Raw genomic sequence first — 23,248 nt, 5'->3', positions numbered from 1 at the left:
AGGGGAAGCACACCGTGGCACGCATCGGTGACGGCGGCGATCTGCTCAAGTGCTCGTTCTGTGGCAAGAGCCAGAAGCAGGTCAAGAAGCTCATCGCAGGGCCCGGTGTGTACATCTGCGACGAGTGCATCGATCTCTGCAACGAGATCATCGAGGAGGAGCTCGCGGAGACGAGCGAGGTGCGCTGGGAGGAACTCCCCAAGCCCCGCGAGATCTACGAGTTCCTCGAGGGTTATGTAGTCGGACAAGAGGCAGCCAAGAAGGCGCTCTCAGTCGCGGTGTACAACCACTACAAGCGGGTTCAAGCCGGTGAGAACGGCGGGGCCCAGGGCCGGGACGACGCCATCGAGCTGGCGAAGTCCAACATCCTCCTGCTGGGCCCCACGGGTTCGGGCAAGACGCTCCTCGCCCAGACCCTGGCCCGCATGCTGAACGTGCCGTTCGCGATCGCCGACGCGACGGCGCTCACGGAGGCGGGGTACGTCGGCGAGGACGTCGAGAACATCCTCCTCAAGCTGATCCAGGCGGCGGACTACGACGTCAAGAAGGCCGAGACCGGGATCATCTACATCGACGAGATCGACAAGGTAGCCCGAAAGAGCGAAAACCCGTCGATCACCCGGGATGTCTCGGGCGAGGGCGTACAGCAGGCCCTCCTGAAGATCCTCGAGGGCACCACCGCCTCGGTGCCGCCGCAGGGCGGCCGCAAGCACCCGCACCAGGAGTTCATCCAGATCGACACGACGAACGTCCTGTTCATCGTGGGCGGTGCCTTCGCGGGCCTGGACAAGATCATCGAGTCGCGGGCCGGCGCGAAGGGCATCGGCTTCGGCGCGACGATCCGCTCCAAGCGCGAGCTGGAGTCCAAGGACGTCTTCGAGGACGTCATGCCGGAGGACCTGGTCAAGTTCGGCATGATCCCCGAGTTCATCGGCCGTCTCCCGGTGATCACCTCGGTCCACAACCTGGACCGCGAGGCCCTGCTCCAGATCCTGGTCGAGCCCCGCAACGCCCTGGTCAAGCAGTACCAGCGCCTCTTCGAACTCGACGGCGTGGAACTGGACTTCGAACGCGAGGCCCTCGAGGCCATCGCCGACCAGGCCATCCTCCGCCAGACCGGCGCGCGCGGCCTGCGCGCCATCATGGAGGAGGTCCTCATGTCGGTGATGTACGAGGTCCCGTCCCGCAAGGACGTGGCCCGCGTCGTCATCACCGCCGACGTCGTCCACTCCAACGTCAACCCGACCCTGATCCCCCGGGACGCCCGCGGGCGGGGCTCGGGCGAGCAGAAGACGGCGTAAGCGTCAGAAGGCGGCTCGTTGTTGTCACGAGCCGCCTTCTGCAACGGGGATGCTGGGCAGGCCTCAGGCCTTGACGCGGACCTCGTTGCGGAACTTGGCAGTCATCTCCGCAGCAGCGGACGGATCAGTGGCCTTGCCTGCGGCGATGTCCGCGTACTCCATGGGCATCACCATGCCGAGCGTGCTGTGGTCGCCCCATACGCAGAACGTGAACTTGATGGTCTTCGCCACGGACGAGCTGCTCGAGTCGTTCTTGGCGCTGGCGCTCTGGCACTTGAGGACCGCGCCGTCGAGTGAACTGGGCTTGTACTCCTTCGGGCTGCCCTCGAAGGTGACGTCATCCTTCGCGGCGTCCTTCTTCGTGAAGGCGAAGAGGCCGTCGATAGCCTTCTCCGGGTCGTCGATGGTGCCGTAGACGCCGCCGAAGGTCAGCATCTTGCCGGCCAGCGGGTTGTCCTCGTTCTTCACCTGATAGCCGGCGCTGACGTCCTTGGCGTTCTTCACCCCCCACGACTCGGCGTCCTTCAGGTCGTCCTTCGACATGGGACCGCCGGCGTCGTCGCTCTTCTTGTACTCGGTCAGCACCGTGTCCGGAGTGATCAGCTTGTGCGGACCGTCGTCGGCGATGTCCGAGCCGCCGCCTCCGCCGATGACGAAGTACGCCCCCACCGCGATCGCGGCCACGACGGCCACTCCGCCGATGATCAATCCCGTCTTCTTCTTGCCGCCTCCGGGTACGGGCGGCTGCGGGACGGTGGGGTAGGGCTGCTGGCCGTACGGGTTCGGCTGCTGCGGGGCGCCTTGCTGCGGGTAGCCGTAGCCGGGCTGCGGCGGGGGCGTCTGCTGGGGGTAGCCGTAGCCGGGCTGCGGCGGGGGCGTCTGCTGGGGGTAGCCGTAGCCGGGCTGCGGAGCCTGCGGCGGCTGCTGGCCGTAGGGCCCCGGCTGGCCGTACGGTCCAGGCTGCTGCGGCTGCTGGCCGTATGGGCCCGGCTGGTTGTGACTCATTTCTGGGTTCCCCTCCAGACTGCTTATGTGTTCCTGACATCCTCGCCCAGGCGCAGGAGGCGCACCTCGTCGGGGGTCTCACCGTTACAGAACAAAGGCGTTTCGGGACCGCCCCGTGACACCTCTAAACTGACCCCGTGACCGAGAACGCTCAGCAGCAGCCACCAGCGCCCGACACCGAACTGCCGACCCAGTACGCGCCGGCCGATGTAGAGGGGCCGCTGTACGAGCGCTGGGTAGAGCGGGGTTACTTCGAGGCCGACGCGAAGAGCGACAAGCCTCCGTACACGATCGTCATCCCGCCGCCGAACGTCACCGGCAGCCTGCACCTCGGGCACGCCTTCGAGCACACCCTCATCGACGCCCTGACCCGCCGCAAGCGCATGCAGGGCTACGAGACGCTGTGGCAGCCCGGCATGGACCACGCCGGTATCGCCACGCAGAACGTCGTGGAGCGGGAGCTCGGCAAGGAGGGCAAGTCCCGCCACGACCTCGGCCGGGAGGCGTTCGTCGAGCGCGTCTGGCAGTGGAAGGCCGAGTCCGGCGGGCAGATCAGCGGGCAGATGCGGCGCCTGGGAGACGGTGTCGCGTGGTCGCGTGAACGGTTCACCATGGACGAGGGGCTGTCCCAGGCCGTCCAGACCATCTTCAAGCGGCTCTACGACGACGAGCTGATCTACCGCGCCGAGCGCATCATCAACTGGTGCCCCCGGTGCCTGACGGCCATCTCGGACATCGAGGTCGAGTACCAGGACGACGACGGCGAGCTCGTCTCCATGAAGTACGGCGAGGGGGACGACACCATCGTCGTCGCCACCACCCGTGCCGAGACCATGCTCGGTGACACCGCCGTCGCCGTTCACCCCGAGGACGAGCGGTACAAGCACCTGGTCGGCAAGCTCATCAGGCTGCCGCTGACCGACCGCTCCATCCCGGTCGTCGCGGACGAGCACGTCGACCCCGAGTTCGGCACCGGTGCCGTCAAGGTCACCCCGGCTCACGACCCGAACGACTTCGAGATCGGCCAGCGCCACAACCTGCCGTCCCTGACCGTCATGGACGAGCACGCCGTCATCACCGCCCACGGCCCCTTCCAGGGCCTGGACCGGCTGGAGGCCCGCTCGGCGATCGTCGCGGCCCTGCGCGCCGAGGGCCGGATCGTCGCCGAGAAGCGGCCGTACGTCCACAGTGTCGGCCACTGCTCGCGCTGCAAGACCACCATCGAGCCGCGGCTGTCCATGCAGTGGTGGGTCAAGGTCGGCCCGCTGGCGAAGGCCGCCGGCGACGCCGTTCGCGAGGGCAAGGTCAAGATCCATCCGCAGGAGATGGAGAAGCGGTACTTCGACTGGGTCGACAACCTCCACGACTGGTGCATCTCGCGGCAGTTGTGGTGGGGGCACCGGATTCCGGTCTGGTACGGGCCGCAGGGCGAGGTCGTCTGCGTCGGTCCCGACGAGGAGCCGCCGAGCGGGGAGGGCTGGCGTCAGGACACCGACGTCCTCGACACCTGGTTCTCCTCCGGCCTGTGGCCGTTCTCCACCCTCGGCTGGCCCGAACAGACCGAGTCGCTCGCGAAGTTCTACCCGAACTCCGTCCTGGTCACCGGCTACGACATCCTCTTCTTCTGGGTCGCCCGGATGATGATGTTCGGCCTGTACGCGATGGACGGCACCCCGCCGTTCCACACCATCGCCCTGCACGGCATGGTGCGCGACCAGTTCGGCAAGAAGATGTCGAAGTCCTTCGGCAACGCGGTCAACCCGCTGGACTGGATGGACAAGTACGGCAGCGACGCGCTCAGGTTCACCCTGGCCCGTGGCGCCAACCCGGGTGTCGATGTCCCCATCGGTGAGGACTGGGTCCAGGGCTCCCGCAACTTCGCCAACAAGATCTGGAACGCGACGCGCTTCGCGCTGATGAACGGCGCGACGGTGGACGGGCCGCTGCCGGAGCCGTCCGCGATGTCGGCGACGGACCGCTGGATCCTGTCCCGCCTCAACACCGTGGTCGCCGAAGTCGACGCGTTCTACGAGGACTTCCAGTTCGCGAAGCTCTCCGACGCCCTCTTCCACTTCGCGTGGGACGAGGTCTTCGACTGGTACGTCGAGCTGTCCAAGACGACGTTCCAGGCGGGCGGCGAGGCGGCCGAGGTCAGCAAGCGGGTCCTGGGCGAGGTCCTCGACGTCACGCTGAAGCTGCTGCACCCGGTGGTCCCGTTCGTCACGGAGACCCTGTGGACGACGCTGACGGGCGGCGAGTCCCTCGTGATCGCCGAGTGGCCGAAGGACAGTGGTTTCCGCGACCCGGCCGCGGAGCGGGAGATCGAGGCGCTGCAGCAGCTCGTCACGGAGATCCGTCGCTTCCGGAACGACCAGGGCCTCCAGCCCGGCCAGCGGGTCCCCGCCCGGCTGACCCTCGACGGCACCGGGCTCGCCCCGCACGAGGCGGCGATCCGCCAACTGCTGCGCCTCCAGCCGGAGGGCGAGGACTTCACGGCCACGGCCACCCTGCCGGTCGCCGGTGCCGAGGTCGCCCTCGACCTCTCCGGCACGATCGACGTGGCGGCGGAGCGCAAGCGTCTGGCCAAGGATCTTGCCGCCGCGGAGAAGGAGAAGGCCCAGGCCACGGCCAAGCTCGGCAACGAGGCGTTCCTGGCGAAGGCGCCGGAGCCGGTGGTGGAGAAGATCCGTACCCGGCTGGCGAAGGCGGACGAGGACATCGCGCGGATCGCCGCGCAGCTGGAGCGGTTGCCGCAGGCGTAGGCCCCGGTACGTCGGTGAAGGCCCCCGGAAAATCCAGCTCCGGGGGCCTTCGCCCACCTCTGTCACCGGGCCTCCGTAGACTGGCCCCGTGAGCGACATCCCCCCGCGCGACGACAGCGACCAGCCCGACCCCCTCGACTCCTTCGAAGAGATCATCGCGGCCGAGACCGACCGCGACCCCGACCTCGCCGTGATCGAGGCCGGCAGCCGTACCCTGCGCACGCAGGGCGGGCCGCCGGAGGCGGACGTCCCGACGCGGCCCGAGGACCCCGAGGTCGACAAGGCGCTGCGCGAGGTCGAGGCCGAGCTGGCGGGCCGCTGGGGCGAGACCAAGCTGGAGCCCTCCGTCAGCCGGATCTCCGCGCTGATGGACGTCCTGGGCGAGCCGCAGCGCTCGTACCCCTCGATCCACATCACGGGAACCAACGGCAAGACCTCCACGGCCCGCATGATCGAGGCGCTGCTCGGCGCCTTCGAACTGCGCACCGGCCGCTACACCTCGCCGCACGTGCAGTCGATCACCGAGCGGATCAGCCTGGACGGCGCCCCGATCACCGCCGAGCGGTTCATCGAGACGTACCAGGACATCAAGCCGTACGTGGAGATGGTCGACGGGCAGCAGGAGTTCCGGCTCTCCTTCTTCGAGGTGCTCACCGGCATGGCGTACGCGGCCTTCGCGGACGCGCCGGTGGACGTGGCCGTCGTCGAGGTGGGCATGGGCGGCTCCTGGGACGCCACCAACGTCATCGACGGGGACGTCGCCGTCGTCACCCCCATCGACCTCGACCACACCGACCGGCTCGGGGAGACGCACGCCGAGATCGCCGGCGAGAAGTCCGGGATCATCAAGCAGGACGCGACCGTGATCCTGGCCCAGCAGCCGGTGGACGCGGCGCAGGTGCTGCTGAAGAAGGCGGTGGAGGTCGACGCGACCGTGGCCCGGGAAGGGCTGGAGTTCGGTGTCGTGGCGCGGCAGGTCGCGGTCGGCGGGCAGCTGCTGACGCTGCGCGGGCTGGGTGGCGAGTACGAGGAGGTCTACCTCCCGCTGCACGGTGCCTATCAGGCGCACAACGCGGCCGTGGCGCTCGCCGCCGTCGAGGCGTTCTTCGGGGTCGGCGCGCAGCGGGCGGAGCGGCTGTCCATCGACACCGTCCGCAAGGCCTTCGCGGCGGTCTCCTCGCCGGGCCGGCTGGAGGTCGTACGGCGGTCGCCGACCGTCGTGCTGGACGCGGCGCACAACCCGGCGGGCGCGCGGGCGACCGCGGATGCCGTGGGGGAGGCGTTCGACTTCAGCCGTCTGATCGGTGTGGTCGGGGCCAGCGGTGACAAGAACGTGCGCGGTCTGCTCGAGGCCTTCGAGCCGATCTTCGCGGAGATCGTCGTCACGCAGAACTCCAGCCACCGGGCGATGGACGCCGACGAGCTGGCCGCGGTCGCCGTCGAGGTGTTCGGCGAGGAGCGGGTGCAGGTCGAGCCGCGGCTGCCGGACGCGCTGGAGGCGGCGATCACGCTGGCCGAGGAGGAGGGCGAGTTCGCCGGCGGCGGTGTGCTCGTCACGGGTTCCGTCATCACGGTCGGCGAGGCCCGGCTGCTGCTGGGAAGGGGCTGAGGGCCGCCATGCGTACGCTCTGTTCCTCGACCTTGATCGGGGAGTTCTTCATCATCGGCTTCGCGGGGCTGGTGGCGATGAAGGACCAGGACCTGTCCACGTCGACCGTGTGGACGGTGTGCGGCATCGCCATGTTCCTGAGCGTGGCGCTGTGCGGCATGGTGACCCGGCCCGGGGGCGTGGCCCTCGGCTGGGCGCTGCAGATCGCGCTGGTCGCCTCCGGGTTCTTCGTGCCGATGATGTTCATCCTGGGTGTGGTGTTCGCGGCGCTGTGGTGGGCGTCGGTGCATTTCGGGCGGAAGGTGGACGAGGCGAAGGCGCGATTCGCGGCGCAGGCGAGGAGCTCGACCACAGCTGACGCTGCGTAACAAGTGCGGAGCTCGCACCTGTAATCTCGTGCCACCGCATATGTCAGTCAGAAGGAGCCCTCAGTGACCCAGCGCACCCTCGTCCTGCTCAAGCCCGACGCCGTCCGTCGCGGCCTGACCGGCGAGATCATCAGCCGTATCGAGCGCAAGGCCGGCTGGCAGATCACCGCGCTGGAGCTGCGCACGCTGGACCAGGACACGCTGGAGCAGCACTACGGCGAGCACAAGGGCAAGCCCTTCTACGAGCCGCTGGTGGAGTTCATGGCCTCCGGTCCGGTCGTGGCCATGATCGTCGAGGGCGAGCGCGTCATCGAGGGCGTGCGCGCCCTGGCCGGCCCCACCGACCCGATCGCCGCGGCTCCCGGCTCCATCCGCGGCGACTACGGCGTCATCGTCCGCGAGAACCTGATCCACGCCTCCGACTCCGAGGAGTCCGCGAACCGCGAGGTCAAGATCTTCTTCCCTGCCCACGCGTGATCCCTCCGAGGGCTGAGCGGGGGCCGGGCCCGGTTCCTTCGGGGCCTTGAGCCGGGAGGGGTGTCCGCCGGGGGCGGGTTCTCCCGGCCGCGTTCCGTGCATCGGCCCGCGCCATGCCTGCCGGCCCCCGCCGGGGGTGTAAGCGGGCCGCCTGGGCCGGGTCCCGTCCAGGCGTGTCAGGCTCCGGGGCCATGTCGATCTTCGCCACGCCCTCCGGGGGTGGTGCAGTAGGTGCCCGCCAGGGCCGAGCGCCGGGGATCGGAAGCGCGATGACCCGGCCAGGCCCTACGCATCGGGGCTCGCGTCCGGGGCTGTCAGGCTGCCGGCCCCGCCTGATACCCGCCGGGTTTGTGCTGCCACAGCTGTCGAGTTCGGGCCATGTCCGTGCGGCCGTGCCCGCGCGCGGGTTCGTGTCGTGCTCGGCCGAGCCGTTCGGGCGCGGGGGCCGCATGCCGCCCGCTGGGCGGACCTGCCCGTGCCCACCCCGGCCGGGCCAGGCCCCGCGCGGCGGCGTCCGTGTCGTGTGCCCGTTGGGTTGGCGCGGCCGGTCCGTAACTGCTCGCCGGCGCCTGCCGGCCGCCAGGCCCCCCCGCAGCGGCGTCCGCTGGTTCGGGGCGGTTGGCTCGCGGATCTGCTCGGCAAGGTTGTGCGCCGCGGAGTTCGCCGACCCGCAAACCCGCTCAGCCCGCCCCGCGCGGCGGCGTCCGTTCGGGTGGCGTGTGCTCGGATGGCCGGTATCGGCGGCCTCCGGCAGGCGAAGTTTCCAAGGATTTTTCTGAGGGGGCGTCACCTCGGCCCGCCCGCTGAGCTGCGGCGCGCGTACCTTTTCGGCCTTCGCTTGGCATATGCGTGCCGATCGGGGGAACGCGTGCCCCCGTTGGGCCGTCTCCACAAGCGAGGCACTCGCCCATCTGCTGACAATGGCGAAGACCCTCGCGCAGTGTTCGTGCAGGCCCGTTTACGATGGAGGCCTTCACGTCACAGCACCCACCTCGCCTACCTGAAAAGCCCTCAAAAGCTCGTGGGAAGGCCAGACGAATCCTGATGGGGAACTCAATGTCGTTCATCGGCCGTGACATGGCTGTCGACCTCGGGACCGCCAACACGCTGGTGTACGTCAGGGGTCGCGGGATCGTACTCAACGAGCCGTCCGTCGTCGCGATCAACACGAACACCGGTGGCATCCTCGCGGTCGGGGCCGAAGCCAAGAAGATGATCGGCCGGACCCCGGGCAACATCGTCGCCGTACGCCCGCTGAAGGACGGCGTCATCGCCGACTTCGAGATCACCGAGCGCATGCTCCGCTACTTCATCCTGAAGATCCACAAGCGGCGGTACCTCGCCCGGCCGCGTGTCGTCGTCTGTGTGCCCTCCGGTATCACGGGAGTCGAGCGCCGCGCCGTCATCGAGGCGTCGTCCCAGGCCGGCGCCCGCCAGGTGCACATCATCGAGGAACCCATGGCGGCGGCCATCGGCTCCGGCCTGCCGGTCCACGAGGCCACCGGCAACATGGTGGTGGACATCGGCGGCGGCACCACCGAGGTCGCGGTCATCTCGCTCGGCGGCATCGTCACCGCCCAGTCCATCCGCGTCGCGGGCGACGAGCTGGACAACGCGATCATCCAGCACATCAAGAAGGAGTACAGCCTCCTCCTGGGTGAGCGGACGGCCGAGCAGATCAAGATCACGATCGGTTCGGCGTACGAACTCGACACCGACGAGCACACCGAGATCCGCGGTCGGGACCTCGTCTCCGGGCTGCCCAAGACCGTCGTCATCTCCGCCGGCGAGGTACGCAAGGCGATCGAGGAGCCCGTCAACGCGATCGTCGACGCCGTGAAGACGACCCTGGACAAGTGCCCGCCGGAGCTGTCCGGCGACATCATGGACCGGGGGATCGTGCTCACCGGCGGCGGCGCCCTGCTGCGCGGCCTCGACGAGCGGCTGCGGCGCGAGACCGGCATGCCCATCCACATCGCCGAGGACCCGCTGGACAGCGTGGCGCTCGGCTCCGGCAAGTGCGTCGAGGAGTTCGAGGCGCTCCAGCAGGTGCTCGACGCCCAGCCGCGCAGATGACGTAACTCTTCGATTCCGCCGTGCGAGATGATCTCCTCTCGTACGGCGGATCGTTGATATAGAGACATAAGCTCCCACAAGTTCAACCACAAGCTCAGCCGCAAGTTGAGCCACAAGTTCATCCCCCAGCTCATCTCCCAGCTCATCTCCCAGCTCATTCCCAAGTTCATTCCCCAGTCGCATTCCAATGAGGAAGGGCACGGCCGCCGCACGTGAGGGACACGAAAGAGAGCCGGCTGCTCCTGGTGCTGTTGATCGCCATCGCGTTCGCACTGATCACGGTGGACATCCGCGGCGGCCAGAACTCCCCGGTCGACGGCGCCCGGCAGGCCGCCGCCGCGGTCTTCGGCCCGATCGAGAACGGGGTGTCGTCGGCGGTCGACCCGGTCGGCAACGCCGTCTCCGCGGTCCGCGCCTCCGGTGAGCGGCACGACCGGCTCGCCCGGCTGGAGAAGGAGAACGCGGCCCTCAAGGCGAAGCTCGGCAGCAGCGACCGCAACCGCAGCCGCCTGGGGCAGCTCGACAAGATGCTGAAGATCGCCGGCGAGGGCCAGTACGGCATCAAGGGCGCCGAGGTCATCGCCATAGGATCGGCCCAGGGCTTCTCCTGGACCGTCACCATCGACGTCGGCGCCGACGACGGCATCAAGCGGGACATGACCGTGCTCAACGGTGACGGCCTGGTCGGGCGCGTCACCACCGTCGGCCCGAACACCTCCACCGTGCTGCTCGCCAACGACCCCGACTTCACCGTCGGCACCCGGATGGAAGGCAGCGACGAACTCGGCTTCGCCTCCGGGCAGGGCGACCGCCCGATGCGCGTCGAACTCCTCAACGGCAAGGCCGAGGTGAAGAAGGGCGACCGGCTCGTCACCTTCGGCTCCCAGTCCGACAAGCCGTTCGTGCCCGGTGTCCCGGTGGGTGTCGTCTCCCGCATCGACCCCTCCGGCGGCGGCCTGACCCGCACCCTCTACGTCACCCCGTTCGTCGGCTTCAGCAAGCTGGACATCGTGGGTGTCGTCGTCGAGGCCCCGAAGAAGGACCCGCGTGACGAGGTGCTGCCGGCCAAGCCGAAGCCGACCCCGACACCGACGGTGACCGTGACGGTCACCCCGTCGTCCGACGCGACCGCCAACGACCAGCAGCAGTAGTAGGAGCTCGAAGTCCCATGCGCCTCAACCGGATCCTGCTCTCCACCGCGCTGGTCGTCGTCGCCCTGGTCATCCAGGTCAGTGTGCTCGCCCGCCTCCACCTCCCGGGCGCGGTGCCCGATCTGCTGCTGCTCACCGTGCTGGGCCTGGCGATCGTCTACGGCCATGTCGGCGGCGCCCTCGTCGGGTTCGGCGCGGGACTCCTCGCCGACCTCGCCCCGCCCGCCGACCACGCCGCCGGCCGCTACGCGCTGGTGCTGTGCGTCATCGGCTACTTCGCCGGACTCATCAAGCCGGAGAACGGCCGCCTGAAGTCCGCCACCGGCCCGATGGTCGTCGTGGTCGCCGCAGCGATCGGCTCGACGCTGCTGTACGCCGGGGTCGGCGCCCTCGTCGGCGACACCGCCGCCCGCCATGTCGGCCTCGTCGGCCTGCTGACCTCGGCCGCCGTGTACGACCTGCTCCTCGCGCCGTTCGTCGTCCCCGGCATCATCGCCCTGGCCCGCCGCGCCGAGAACGACCCGCTCGCGGAGACCGGTTCCGCGGCCAAGGCCACCGACATCTCCTCCGGCTGGCTCTCCTCCGGCACCGGGCTGCGCATCGGCAGCCAGCGCGGCGGTCTCGGCGGGCTGAAGGCCAGGACCCGTACCCGCGCCGCGCGCGTGAGCCGCATCAAGGGGGTCAAGCGCCTGTGACCGGCGGACAGTTGACGGCCGTACAGACAGTCGCACAGACGGCCGTACAGACGGCTGCGCAGACGGCCGTACAGACGCGGTGGCCGCGCCCCGACGCGCACAGCTTCGTCGTATATGACACATACACGCACTGAGAGGGGGAGGCAGCCGCAGTGACCAACATTCCCGAGACCGGACGGACCCCACGGGTCCAGATCCGGCTCATCGTGATCCAGATCCTCGTCCTCTCCCTGCTCGGCACCCTCGGCGGCCGGCTGTGGTACCTCCAGATCCGTGAGGGCGCCGAGTACCAGAAGGAAGCGTCCGGCAACCACGTCCAGCAGGTCGTCCAGCCCGCCGTACGCGGGTCGATCCTGGACGCGCGGGGTGTGGCGCTCGCCGACAACGAGACCCGGCTGGTGGTCTCCGCCTCCCGCACCGACCTGCTGAAGCAGAAGGACGACGGCAAGGCGGTCCTCACCAAGCTGGCCGGCGTCCTCGGCATGGACCCCAAGGAGGTCATGCTGAAGGTCCGGCTGTGCGACGCCAAGACCCCGCAGCCCTGCTGGAACGGCTCCCCGTACCAGCCGATCCCGATCACCGACAAGGCCACCGCCAAGCAGGCCCTGCAGATCCGTGAGCGCGCCGAGGACTTCCCCGGCATCACCGCCGAGCCCGAGGCCGTGCGCCGCTACGGTGCCCCCGGCAAGTCGAACACCGCGCAGGTCCTCGGCTACCTCTCGCCGGTCACCGACAACGAGATCCAGCAGGCCAAGGACACCGACTCGCCCTACCTGCGCTCCGACATGGTCGGCCGCAGCGGCCTGGAGCGCCAGTACGACAAGGCGCTGCGCGGCAAGGCCGGCGTCACCCGCTACGAGGTCGACAACCTCGGCCGCGTCATCGGCAAGGCCCAGGCCGACGCCGCCGAGCCCGGCGCCAACCTCGTCACCAGCATCGACTCCCGCGTCCAGCGGGTCGCCGAGTACGAGCTGGACCACGCCATGAAGGTCGCCCGCCAGCAGTACGACAAGATCACCGGCGAGAACTACAAGGCCGACTCCGGCGCCGTCGTCGTGATGGAGGCCAAGACCGGCCGGATCGTCGCCATGTCCTCCGCCCCGACCTACGACCCCAACGTCTGGGTCGGCGGCATCTCCGCCAAGAACTACAAGGCCCTCACCGGCAAGAACTCCGACTACCCGCTGCTCAACAGGGCCATACAGGGTCAGGCGGCGCCCGGTTCGACCTTCAAGGTGGTCTCCACGGCCGCCGCGGTCCAGGCCGGCTACGTCTGGGACGGCGGCTACCCGTGCACCAGCTCGTACTCGGTGGGCGGCCAGGTCTTCAAGAACTTCGAGGGCGAGAACTTCGGCCCGATCTCGCTCGGCCGCGCCCTGGAGGTGTCCTGCGACACCGTCTTCTACGGCCTCGCCGACCGCGAGTGGAAGAAGGACGGCGGCATCAACCCCAAGAAGGGCGAGCCCAAGGACTACTTCTTCAAGACCGCCCACCAGTTCGGCCTCGGCAAGGAGACCGGCGTCGACCTGCCCAACGAGGTCACCGGCCGCGTCCCCGACCGCCAGTGGAAGCAGAACTACTGGAAGGCCAACAAGGACGCCTGGTGCAAGTCCGGCAAGAAGAACGGCTCGTACGTGGAGAGGATCGCGTACGAGAACTGCCTCGAGGGCAACAAGATGCGCGAGGGCGACGAGATCAACTACTCCATCGGCCAGGGCGACACCCTCGTCACCCCGATCCAGGAGGCCGTGATGTACGGCGCCGTCGCCAACGGCGGCACCATGTACCAGCCGACCATCGGCAAGGCCGTCATCAGCCCCGACGGCAAGTCCGTCCAGGAGATCAAGCCCAAGAAGACCGGAAAGCTGCCGGTCAGCCAGGCCACCCTGAAGGGCATGAACGAGGCCTTCGCGGGCGTCATCACCCGCGGTACCGCCGCCTGGAAGTTCGGCGGCTGGCCGCAGGACAAGATCGCGCTGCACGCCAAGACCGGTACCGCCGAGGTCTACGGCAAGCAGACCACGTCCTGGCTGGCCACCTACTCCAAGGACTACACGGTCATCATGACCATCGCCCAGGCCGGTACGGGCTCCGGTGCCTCCGGTGAGGCCGTGCGCAACATCTACAGCGCGCTCTACGGCGTCCAGTCCGACGGCTCCATCGACAAGAAGAAGGCCCTGCTGCCCACCCCGCAGAAGGGCCTGCCCCAGGTCCGCACCGACGGCACGATCGCCGCCGGCAAGGTCTCCCGCGACCCTGCCAAGGACATCCAGGCCACCCCGTCCGGCTCGCCCGCCCCGGACGACTCCCAGCCCCCGGCGACCACCGCCTCGCCCGAGACCGGCAACCGCAACAGCAACACCCGCAGGCGACCTCGCAAGAGGGGAAGCCGGAGGATGCCCGTATGACCGGCAACAGCTTCTCCGTCTCCGGGTACGGCCCCGCGCGGGCCGGCTGGACCCGGCTCCTCGCCCGCGACTCGGTGGCCCGCCGACTGGACTGGCCCATACTGCTCGCGTGCCTCGCCCTGTCGGGGCTCGGCTCGCTGCTCGTCTACTCCGCGACCCGCAACCGCACCGAGATCAACCAGGGCGACCCCTACTACTTCCTGCTCCGGCACCTGATGAACACCGGCATCGGGCTCGCCCTGATGATCGGCACGATCTGGCTCGGCCACCGCACCCTGCGCAACTTCGTGCCGATCCTCTACGGCCTCTCCGTCTTCGGCATCCTGCTGGTGCTCACCCCGCTCGGCTCCACCGTCAACGGCGCCCACTCCTGGATCGTGCTCGGCGGCGGCTTCTCCCTCCAGCCCTCGGAGTTCGTGAAGATCACGATCATCCTCGGCATGGCGATGCTGCTCGCGGCCCGCGTCGACGCCGGCGACAAGAAGTACCCCGACCACCGCACCGTCCTGCAGGCCCTCGGCCTGGCCGCCGTACCGATCATGATCGTGCTGCTCATGCCCGACCTCGGCTCGGTCATGGTCATGGTGATCATCATCCTGGGCATCCTGCTCGCCTCCGGCGCCTCCAACCGATGGGTGTTCGGCCTGCTCGGCGCGGGCGCCCTGGGCGCGATCGCGGTCTGGCAGCTGCACATCCTGGACGAGTACCAGATCAACCGCTTCGCCGCCTTCGCCAACCCCGACCTCGACCCGGCCGGCGTCGGCTACAACACCAACCAGGCCCGCATCGCGATCGGCTCCGGCGGCCTGACCGGCGCGGGCCTCTTCCACGGCTCGCAGACCACCGGCCAGTTCGTGCCCGAGCAGCAGACCGACTTCGTCTTCACCGTCGCGGGCGAGGAACTGGGCTTCGTCGGCGCGGGCCTGATCATCCTGCTGCTGGGCGTCGTGCTCTGGCGCGCCTGCCGCATCGCCCGCGAGACGACCGAGCTGTACGGCACGATCGTCGCCGCCGGGATCGTGGCCTGGTTCGCCTTCCAGGCCTTCGAGAACATCGGCATGACCCTCGGCATCATGCCGGTCACCGGCCTGCCACTGCCGTTCGTCTCCTACGGCGGATCGTCGATGTTCGTGGTGTGGGTGGCGGTGGGGCTCCTCCAGTCGATCAGGGTGCAGCGGCCGATGTCCGCGTAGCCCCGCGGAGCATCGCGGAGCCTCCGCGCAGCCGATGTCCCTGCGGGAGGGCGTACCAGGCCGGATCGGGGCTAGATTCGGTTCATGGCGGATACGAAGCGGGAGATAGAACGGAAGTACGAGTCCGACGAGAGCGGCCTGCCCGACCTGACCGGCGTCGGCGGGGTGGCGGGCGTCCTCGACAAGGGCGTCGTGGAACTGGACGCCACCTACTACGACACCCCCGACGAGCGCCTCGCCGCCACCGGTGTCACCCTGCGCCGCCGCACCGGCGGCTCCGACGCGGGCTGGCACCTCAAACTCCCGGTCGCCCCGGGAGTGCGCGACGAGATCCGCGCGCCCCTCTCGGACACGGTCCCGGACGACCTCACCCCCCTGCTCCGCTCCCGCGTCCGCGACGCCGAACTGGTCCCCGTGGTCCGGCTCCGCTCCGTCCGCGACGTACGCCACCTCGTCGACGCCGACGGCCGGCTGCTCGCCGAGGCCAGCGTGGACGCCGTGACCGCGGAGCGGCTCACCGGAGACGGCGGCCTGGCCCAGTGGACCGAGATCGAGGTGGAGCTCGCCGACGGCGGGGACCCGGCCTTCCTCGACCTGGTGGACAAGCGGCTGCGCAAGGCCGACGTACGGCCGTCCAAGTCACCGTCGAAGCTGGCCCGGGCGCTGACGGAGACCGCGCCGAAGGGGTCGGGGCCGAAGGGGAAGAAGGGCCGGCGCCGGCAGAAGGCCGGACAGCCCGCCCAACCCGCCACCGCCGGCGACCACGTCCTCGCCTACATCCGCACCCAGCGCGACGTGATCGTCGACCTCGACCCGGCCGTACGCAGGGACGTCGAGGACTCCGTCCACCAGATGCGGGTCGCCACCCGCCGCACCCGCAGCGCCCTGCGCGCCTACCGCTCGCTGTTCGACCGGTCCGTCACCGAGCCGATCGGCGCGGAGCTGAAGTGGCTGGCGGGCGAACTGGGCGTGGACCGCGACCGGGAGGTGCTGGCCGAGCGCCTCACGACGGACCTCGGCGGCCTGCCGGACACGCTCGTCCACGGCCCGGTCGCCGACCGGCTGCACGCCTGGTCGGAGGGCCGGCGCGGCGGCTCCCGGCCGCACGTGATCGGCGTACTGGACTCCGCCCGCCATCTGGCGCTGCTCGACTCCCTGGACGCCCTGCTCACCGACCCGCCGCTGCGGAAGGCGGCCGGCGGCAAGCCGTCCAAGGCGATCGCCAAGGCCGCCCGCAAGGAGTCCCGCCGCGTCGCCGGGCTCATCGAGCAGGCGATCGACACGCCGCCCGGCCAGGACCGCGACGTCGCCGTGCACGAGGCCCGCAAGAAGGCCAAGCGCACCCGCTACACGGCGGAAGCGGCCACCCCGGCCCTCGGCCACCCGGCGGCCGCCCTGACCAAGGCCATGAAGTCCCTGACCCAGCTGCTCGGCGACCACCAGGACAGCGTCATGGCCCGCCTGGCCCTGCGCGAGCTCTCCGCCGTGGCGCACGCGACGGGGGAGGACACGTTCACCTGGGGACTGCTGTACGGGCGGGAGGAGCAGCGGGCGGCGGAGGTGGAGGCGGAGCTGCCACGGGTGTGGAAGAAGGCGCGGTCGAGGGTGATCGTCTGAGCGGGGCCCTTCGCCGGGTTAGGCTAGATGGTCACCCCTGTCAGCTCACGAAGGTACGAAGGTAACCCCCGCGATGTCTGTCGAGTCGGTCTTCCCACAGCTCGAGGCCCTGCTCCCGCATGTGCAGAAGCCGATCCAGTACGTAGGCGGCGAGCTCAACTCGACCGTCAAGCCGTGGGACAGTTGTGACGTCCGCTGGGCGCTCATGTACCCGGACGCGTACGAGGTCGGCCTGCCCAACCAGGGCGTCATGATTCTCTACGAGGTACTCAACGAGCAGGAGGGCGTCCTCGCCGAGCGCACGTACAGCGTGTGGCCGGACCTGGAGGCGCTGATGCGGGAGCACGGCGTCCCGCAGTTCACGGTGGACGGCCACCGCCCGGTGAAGGCCTTCGACGTGTTCGGCCTCAGCTTCTCCACGGAGCTGGGCTACACGAACATGCTCACGGCCCTGGACCTGGCCGGCATCCCGCTGGAGTCCAAGGACCGCACGGTCGACGACCCGATCGTCCTGGCCGGCGGCCACGCGGCCTTCAACCCGGAGCCGATCGCCGACTTCATCGACGCGGCGGTCATCGGCGACGGCGAGCAGGCCGTGCTCGACATGACGCGGATCATCAAGGAGTGGAAGGCGGAAGGCCGCCCCGGCGGCCGCGAGGAGGTCCTCCTCCGCCTGGCGAAGACCGGCGCCGTCTACATCCCGGCGTTCTACGACGTCGAGTACCTCCCCGACGGCCGCATCGCCCGCGTGGTCCCCAACAGGTCGGGCGTCCCCTGGCGCGTGTCGAAGCACACGGTCATGGACCTGGACGAGTGGCCGTACCCCAAGCAGCCCCTCGTCCCGCTCGCCGAGACGGTGCACGAGCGCATGTCGGTGGAGATCTTCCGCGGCTGCACGCGCGGCTGCCGCTTCTGCCAGGCGGGCATGATCACCCGCCCGGTGCGTGAGCGCTCGATCACCGGCATCGGCGAGATGGTCGACAAGGGCCTGAAGGCGACGGGCTTCGAGGAGGTGGGCCTGCTGTCCCTCTCCTCCGCCGACCACACCGAGATCGGCGACATCGCCAAGGGCCTGGCGGACCGCTACGAGGAAGACAAGATCGGCCTCTCCCTCCCCTCCACCCGCGTGGACGCCTTCAACATCGACCTGGCGAACGAGCTGACCCGCAACGGCCGCCGCTCGGGCCTCACCTTCGCTCCCGAGGGCGGCTCGGAACGCATCCGCAAGGTCATCAACAAGATGGTCTCGGAGGACGACCTCATCCGTACGGTCTCGACGGCCTACGGCAACGGCTGGCGCCAGGTGAAGCTGTACTTCATGTGCGGCCTGCCCACGGAGACCGACGACGACGTCCTCCAGATCGCCGACATGGCGACGAAGGTCATCGCGAAGGGCCGCGAGGTCTCGCGCTCGAACGACATCCGCTGCACGGTCTCGATCGGCGGCTTCGTCCCCAAGCCCCACACGCCCTTCCAGTGGGCCCCGCAGCTCTCCGCCGAGGAGACGGACGCCCGCCTCGAAAAGCTCCGCGACAAGATCCGCGGCGACAAGAAGTACGGCCGCTCGATCGGCTTCCGCTACCACGACGGCAAGCCCGGCATCATCGAGGGCCTCCTCTCCCGCGGCGACCGCCGCATCGGCGCCGTCATCCGCGCCGTCTACGACGACGGCGGCCGCTTCGACGGCTGGCGCGAGCACTTCTCCTACGACCGCTGGATCGCCTGCGCCGACAAGGCCCTCGCCCCCCAAGGCGTGGACGTCGACTGGTACACCACCCGCGAGCGCACCTACGAGGAAGTCCTCCCCTGGGACCACCTGGATTCGGGCCTGGACAAGGACTGGCTCTGGGAGGACTGGCAGGACTCCCTCGACGAGACGGAGGTCGAGGACTGCCGCTGGACACCGTGCTTCGATTGCGGGGTGTGCCCTCAGATGGACACCCAGATCCAGATCGGCCCGACCGGCAAGAAGTTGCTCCCTCTGACGGTCAAGAACGCTGCGCCGGCGCCCGCTTCGAGTGGTCACACGCACTGAGGTGACCATGATGCCCCCTTCGCTTCGGAGGGGGCGCAGTCGTGTCATGACCTGCCGGAACAGCCGATGCAAGTTGCCTTCGGCAAGTTGATGCCCATGTAAGCGATTGCTGGTTAAAGTCATGTGGTTACTACTGGTTGTGGGGACAACCAGAGCTCGGTCGGCTGTGCCGACATCCTGGGGAGGGCCTGTAGCGCATGAGTCGTCGCTCTGCTGGTTTTGTCGGTGCCTGGGCAGAAATGCAGCGTCAGCACCAGCGTCAAGTGGAAGCCGAGGCCAGACGGCGCCGGGAAGAGGCACGGCAGGCGCGGGCCTATCAACGACTTGCCACTCAGGAACGTCGGCAGTATCGACAGGCAGAGGCGAGGCGGCGCACGGAGGAACTGGACGCGCAGGTCGCCACCTTGCAGGGGCTGCTGGCCGCGGGTTGCCAGGCGCCGGCCTTCAGGGCGTCGTCCCTGATGCGCGCGGAAGAGATCGCGCCGTTCGACCCGGGACAACTCGCGTGGCCTGTGCGCATGCCGGATCCGAGCCAGTACCAGGCGCAGGGTGGGTGGACCGCAAACAGGCGTGCACAGGCCGAGGCGGAGGCACGGGCTCGGTTCGAACGGGACTGGCACGCCGCGCAAGCTGCAGAGGCCCAGCGACAGCAGCAGCTGGCTGCCCTCCAGCGGGACTACGAGCAGAGGACTGGGGCTCAGCGTGCGGAGGTGCGTCGGCACAATGCCGGCATCGTCGAGGTGACCGAGGGCGTCAGGCGGGGAGACCCTGACTCCGTGGTCGAGTACTTCTCAGCGGCTCTCTACTCGTCGACTGCCTGGCCGGAAGGGTTTCCTCGGCAGGTCGCGGCAGCCTTCGACTCGGCGGCGGGGCAGCTTGTTCTGGACTGGGAGCTGCCCGGGTACGACGTGGTCCCCGAGGCGAAATCCGTGAGGTACGTGCCCGCCCAGGATGAGGACAAGGAAACCGCACGTCCTGTGACTCAGCGCCGTGGGCTGTACCGAGAGGTGCTGGCGCAGAGCCTGCTGCTGGTCCTGCACCAGCTCTTCGCGGCGGACGAGTACGGAATCCTCGACTCGGTGGCCCTGAACGGCTTCGTGGACGCCCACGACCCGGCGACGGGCAGGCGAACGCACATCTTCCTTGCGACCGTCATGGCCCAGCGGGCGGCGTTCATCGGCCTGCACCTGGAACAGGTGGACGCGGTCAGCTGCCTGACCGACGCGTTGAGGGGCCAGCTCGCGTCCAGACCTGATCAACTCACCTCCGTACGGCCTGGTCGAAAGCCTCAGGACGTAGGGAACCACGTTGTCACCCACGGCGGTGATGAGGATCCGGATCTGTATGACATGGATCCGATCGAATTCGAATCGCTCGTTGCCGACCTGTTCCGCGCCATGGGGATGCAGGCTGTGACGACTCAGCGCTCGAATGACGGCGGCGTGGACGTCGACGCGCTGGACCCGACTCCCATCCGAGGCGGCAAGATCGTCGTACAGGTGAAGCGCTACCGGAGCACGGTGCCGCCCACCGCGGTGCGGGACCTGTACGGAACGGTCCAGGACATGGGCGCCAACAAGGGAGTGCTGGTGACCACGGCGGGCTTCGGCCCCGGCTCACACGCATTCGTTCGGGGCAAGCCTTTGGAGCTCATCTCGGGCGGTGAACTCGTCGATCTGCTGCACCGGCACGGGCTTCGGGGGCGCCTGGGAGAGGGCGGACGACCGACTCCGGCGCAGCCGTCGTCGTCCAGTCCCGCATCGGCGCCCGACGACCACAACGTGTTGGGCATGACGTGGTCCGGCCGTGTCGCACTGGACGTATGCGCGCTCGTCTGCCGTGGCGACCGAGTCCTGAGCGATGACCATTTCGTCTTCTTCAACAATCCGCAGACTCCCGACGGTTCGGTACGCACGGTGCCGGCCGCGGCGCCGGACAAGGCGGCGCTCCGTGTCTCCTTCGACGCGCTGCCGGAAGCGGCTGACCGGTTCGTGCTCGTGGCGGCCGTTGATCCGGAGGTGAACCCTGGAGCCGACCTGTCCGGATTCACCGACGCGTGTATCCGGTTGCTGGACCCGGCAATGACTGAGCTCGGTCGGCTTGAGGTCTCCGATGGCCGCTCCCACGAAACCGCCTTGGTGCTCGGCTCCTTCCGGCGCAGGGCCAGTGGCGACTGGGACTTCGTGCTCGGCGGGAAGGGGTACACAGGGGGGTTGGAGCAGCTCGTGCAGGAGTACGGCATCGAAGTGGAATGACGGCACCGGCAAGAGGTTGCTGCCTCTGGCGGTCAAGGACGGGCGGCAGGCGCGGGGCCCGACTACACAAGCTCGGCGGATATCTTCCACAGTCCTTCGAAGAATTCCGTGCTGTCCCGGACGAAGCGCTTTGACTCGTCGTTTCCGTGTCTGGAATTCCAGCCGTGGATGCTGGTGAGTGGGCCTTTTGGGTTCAGCAGGGTGCGGGTTGGGTCTTGGATGGGGAACCCTGACGTCCAGGCCACGTCATAGAACCCGGTGAAAGCCATGTCCTCGTTGAAGATGTAAAGCTTGAAGACGGGAATTCCGGGGTAGGTTCGAAACTCGACGGTGACATCAACCCCGGATTCCCGTAGGCGCAGCGCAAGTCCGGACAGGTGATGAGAATAATCCCTGGTTCTGCGGGTCTGGTATTCGCGGAATTCGGGGTCGTCGGACGTTGAGCCGTCCTGGTGGAGCGTACAGGGGAGCCCGACGGGTCCCGCCAGGTCCGGAACGAGGATCCGGATGGTGACCGAACGGGTGCGCCCCGGGGTGGTGAGGACATCCAGCAGAAGGCGTTGCAGGTGCAGGAAGAGGGTTTCCCCTGTATAGCCGATGAAGCGAATGTTCACCGTGCGGGCGGTGAAGGCCTCATCGATGTAGGGGCCCAAGGAGTGCGGATTGGTGACCGGCGGTGTGTTGCGGCCGTTCGGTGGTGTGTCCGCCAGATCCTTCAGGGCGTCGTACAGGATGTAGGCGACCGCACTGAGCAGTGCCCCGCCGAGAAACATCTTTCCTTCGAGAAAGTCACCCACCGGTTTGACGAACTGCGCCAGGATGCCGAGCGCAACGACACCCAGCAGCACGCACCGCGTGACGGCCGACTCCACGCGCGACCGGAAAAGACGTACACGCGCGCGAATCCGCTCAGCAGATGAAACCGCCATGACGCCCCCGTCATTCGACCCCGCAGGGCGTGCGCCCCGCACAAGTGCTGAACAGGGTCGCGGACACGGGCCCGCGGGACAAGGGCGCGCGGGAGGCGTACGGAAGTGGGTCAGCGGGACGAGTCGGGGCACCGGGCTGTCGCGTCACCCCGCGTTCTGCTCGATGTGCAGATGGACCGGACCGCGAAGAACGGGGCTGCGCCGGTACGGCGGGGGGTCGGTGACCAGTCGGGGGTGGTCCAGGCGGCGTACCAGTTCGGTCAGGGCTATCTGGGTTTCCCGGCGGGCCAGTGGGCCGCCGAAGCACAGGTGGATGCCGCTGCCGAAGCCGAGGTGCTGGTTGTCGCGCCGGTCGGGGTCGAAGCGGTCGGGGTCGTGGAACCGGTCGGGGTCACGGCTGCCCGAGGCCAGCATCAGCATGATCTGCGAGCCCTTGGGGATGACGGTGTCGGCGACGGTGATGTCGCTGTACGCCGCCCGCCAGGGAATGATGTGCACGGGGGGCTCGTAGCGCAGCAGTTCCTCCACCAGCGGGACGACCAGGCCCGGTTCGTCGCGCAGTCGCTGGAGCACCTGCGGGTTGCGCAGCAGCGTCAGCATGCCGTTGGTGATGAGGTTGACGGTGGTCTCGTGGCCGGCGATCAGCAGCAGGTTGGCGGTGGCGATGATCTCGTCGTCGGTCATCCGCCCGTCCGGCCCGTCGTCGTTGGCCAGCCGTGCCAGCAGGTCCTCGCCCGGCCGGCCGTGGCGTTGCTCCAGCAGCCCGCCGAGGTACTGCCGCAGGTCTTTGCGGGCCTGCAGCCCGTTCTCCAGTTTTTCCTTCGGGTCGGTCTTGGGGTTGTAGTCGATCGCGTTGACGAGGGCGTCCACCCACAGATGGAACCGCGGTTCGTCCTCGCGTGGCACGCCGAGCAGGTGGCAGATCACCGTGACGGGGAACGGGTAGGCGAAGTCGTCGACGATGTCGATCCGCTCCTTGCCCGCGAAGCCGTCGATCAGGCCGTTGACGACGGCGGTCAGGTCGCCGTCCAGGCCCGTCACCAGCCCCGGGGTGTGCGGGGGGCCGAAGTGGCGCATCGCCATGCGCCGCAGGCGGTCGTGCTCGGGCGGGTCGAGGTTGATGAACGCCGGGGTGGCCTCCCCCTCGTGCGTGGGCATCGGGTGCGACAGATTGCGGACGTCGGAGCTCAGGTGCGGGTCGTGCAGCAGGTCCGTGAGCTCGCGGTAGGTGCTGATGACGTAGCTGCCGTCCTCCTGCCGGGCCACCGGCGTCTCGCGCAGTTCGGCGTACAGCGGGTAGGGGTCGGCCCGGGAGGAGTAGTCGAGGATCCGGTGCAGGGTGTCGGGTGTCTTGGTCGTGGTCATCT

General features: G+C 68.8%; 16 protein-coding genes. 13 read left to right on the top strand and 3 right to left on the bottom strand.

Features of this window, described 5'->3' with window-relative positions; translation table 11 throughout:
* The first annotated feature begins 14 nt into the window (after positions 1-14).
* Complete coding sequence (gene clpX / locus ACH45E_RS34050) at positions 15-1,301, top strand: ATP-dependent Clp protease ATP-binding subunit ClpX (RefSeq protein WP_361456725.1); 1,287 nt, start codon at positions 15-17, stop codon at positions 1,299-1,301.
* Positions 1,302-1,364: 63 nt separating this feature from the next.
* Here clpX and ACH45E_RS34045 read toward each other — a convergent pair whose 3' ends face one another.
* A complete protein-coding gene (locus ACH45E_RS34045) occupies positions 1,365-2,306 on the bottom strand; it encodes a hypothetical protein (protein ID WP_361456728.1) in 942 nt (313 codons plus the stop codon).
* Positions 2,307-2,443: 137 nt separating this feature from the next.
* Between ACH45E_RS34045 and ACH45E_RS34040 the strand changes: the two genes are divergently transcribed.
* From ACH45E_RS34040 to ACH45E_RS33985, 12 genes are all read left to right on the top strand, one after another.
* Positions 2,444-5,068 (top strand): valine--tRNA ligase, encoded by a 2,625-nt coding sequence (locus ACH45E_RS34040; RefSeq protein ID WP_361456731.1) that lies wholly within the window; start codon positions 2,444-2,446, stop codon positions 5,066-5,068.
* Between the two features lie 88 nt (positions 5,069-5,156).
* Entirely contained in the window at positions 5,157-6,677 is a 1,521-nt protein-coding gene (locus ACH45E_RS34035) for a folylpolyglutamate synthase/dihydrofolate synthase family protein (RefSeq protein ID WP_361456734.1), read from the top strand.
* A gap of 8 nt (positions 6,678-6,685) precedes the next feature.
* A complete protein-coding gene (locus ACH45E_RS34030; RefSeq protein ID WP_361456737.1) occupies positions 6,686-7,045 on the top strand; it encodes a DUF4233 domain-containing protein in 360 nt (119 codons plus the stop codon).
* Between the two features lie 63 nt (positions 7,046-7,108).
* On the top strand, positions 7,109-7,522 hold the full coding sequence (gene ndk / locus ACH45E_RS34025; RefSeq protein WP_361456740.1) for a nucleoside-diphosphate kinase: 414 nt from the start codon (positions 7,109-7,111) through the stop codon (positions 7,520-7,522).
* Positions 7,523-8,578: 1,056 nt separating this feature from the next.
* Positions 8,579-9,598, top strand: coding sequence for a rod shape-determining protein (locus ACH45E_RS34020; protein WP_361456743.1), 1,020 nt, complete (start codon positions 8,579-8,581; stop codon positions 9,596-9,598).
* A 212-nt stretch (positions 9,599-9,810) separates the two neighbouring features.
* Positions 9,811-10,749 carry a rod shape-determining protein MreC gene (gene mreC / locus ACH45E_RS34015; protein ID WP_361456746.1) on the top strand — a complete coding sequence of 313 codons (939 nt, stop codon included), beginning with the start codon at positions 9,811-9,813 and terminating at the stop codon, positions 10,747-10,749.
* Positions 10,750-10,766: 17 nt separating this feature from the next.
* Positions 10,767-11,444 (top strand): rod shape-determining protein MreD, encoded by a 678-nt coding sequence (mreD, locus tag ACH45E_RS34010; protein ID WP_361456749.1) that lies wholly within the window; start codon positions 10,767-10,769, stop codon positions 11,442-11,444.
* A gap of 152 nt (positions 11,445-11,596) precedes the next feature.
* Positions 11,597-13,852: a penicillin-binding protein 2 gene (mrdA, locus tag ACH45E_RS34005; protein WP_361456752.1), complete on the top strand. Its 2,256-nt coding sequence runs from the start codon at positions 11,597-11,599 to the stop codon at positions 13,850-13,852.
* A complete protein-coding gene (gene rodA / locus ACH45E_RS34000; RefSeq protein WP_361456755.1) occupies positions 13,849-15,045 on the top strand; it encodes a rod shape-determining protein RodA in 1,197 nt (398 codons plus the stop codon). The genes mrdA and rodA overlap by 4 nt, the downstream gene beginning before the upstream one ends.
* Before the next feature lie 84 nt (positions 15,046-15,129).
* Positions 15,130-16,662: a CYTH and CHAD domain-containing protein gene (locus tag ACH45E_RS33995; RefSeq protein ID WP_361456758.1), complete on the top strand. Its 1,533-nt coding sequence runs from the start codon at positions 15,130-15,132 to the stop codon at positions 16,660-16,662.
* A 73-nt stretch (positions 16,663-16,735) separates the two neighbouring features.
* A complete protein-coding gene (locus tag ACH45E_RS33990; protein ID WP_361456761.1) occupies positions 16,736-18,697 on the top strand; it encodes a TIGR03960 family B12-binding radical SAM protein in 1,962 nt (653 codons plus the stop codon).
* A gap of 197 nt (positions 18,698-18,894) precedes the next feature.
* A complete protein-coding gene (locus ACH45E_RS33985; protein ID WP_361456764.1) occupies positions 18,895-20,952 on the top strand; it encodes a restriction endonuclease in 2,058 nt (685 codons plus the stop codon).
* Positions 20,953-21,014: 62 nt separating this feature from the next.
* Here the strand turns inward: ACH45E_RS33985 and ACH45E_RS33980 are convergent, their stop codons facing one another.
* Together ACH45E_RS33980 and ACH45E_RS33975 are read right to left on the bottom strand one after the other, a co-directional pair.
* On the bottom strand, positions 21,015-21,881 hold the full coding sequence (locus ACH45E_RS33980) for a hypothetical protein (RefSeq protein WP_361456767.1): 867 nt from the start codon (positions 21,879-21,881) through the stop codon (positions 21,015-21,017).
* Positions 21,882-22,025: 144 nt separating this feature from the next.
* On the bottom strand, positions 22,026-23,246 hold the full coding sequence (locus ACH45E_RS33975) for a cytochrome P450 (protein ID WP_361456770.1): 1,221 nt from the start codon (positions 23,244-23,246) through the stop codon (positions 22,026-22,028).
* Positions 23,247-23,248 lie beyond the last annotated feature (2 nt).

Origin of the sequence: Streptomyces sp. NPDC020299 (assembly GCF_044387825.1) — a bacterium.
Lineage (GTDB): Bacteria > Actinomycetota > Actinomycetes > Streptomycetales > Streptomycetaceae > Streptomyces.
Note: the sequence above shows the minus strand (reverse complement) of the source record. Positions and strands in the feature narration are given on the sequence as shown.

Excerpts from the sequence above, each read along its gene's own strand:
- ACH45E_RS34045 (WP_361456728.1), bottom strand. The coding sequence starts at position 2,306 with ATGAGTCACAACCAGCCGGGCCCATACGGCCAGCAGCCGCAGCAGCCT.
- ACH45E_RS34030 (WP_361456737.1), top strand. The coding sequence starts at position 6,686 with ATGCGTACGCTCTGTTCCTCGACCTTGATCGGGGAGTTCTTCATCATC.
- ACH45E_RS34020 (WP_361456743.1), top strand. The coding sequence starts at position 8,579 with ATGTCGTTCATCGGCCGTGACATGGCTGTCGACCTCGGGACCGCCAAC.
- mreD (WP_361456749.1), top strand. The coding sequence starts at position 10,767 with ATGCGCCTCAACCGGATCCTGCTCTCCACCGCGCTGGTCGTCGTCGCC.
- rodA (WP_361456755.1), top strand. The coding sequence starts at position 13,849 with ATGACCGGCAACAGCTTCTCCGTCTCCGGGTACGGCCCCGCGCGGGCC.
- ACH45E_RS33995 (WP_361456758.1), top strand. The coding sequence starts at position 15,130 with ATGGCGGATACGAAGCGGGAGATAGAACGGAAGTACGAGTCCGACGAG.
- ACH45E_RS33990 (WP_361456761.1), top strand. The coding sequence starts at position 16,736 with ATGTCTGTCGAGTCGGTCTTCCCACAGCTCGAGGCCCTGCTCCCGCAT.
- ACH45E_RS33985 (WP_361456764.1), top strand. The coding sequence starts at position 18,895 with ATGAGTCGTCGCTCTGCTGGTTTTGTCGGTGCCTGGGCAGAAATGCAG.
- ACH45E_RS33980 (WP_361456767.1), bottom strand. The coding sequence starts at position 21,881 with ATGGCGGTTTCATCTGCTGAGCGGATTCGCGCGCGTGTACGTCTTTTC.
- ACH45E_RS33975 (WP_361456770.1), bottom strand. The coding sequence starts at position 23,246 with ATGACCACGACCAAGACACCCGACACCCTGCACCGGATCCTCGACTAC.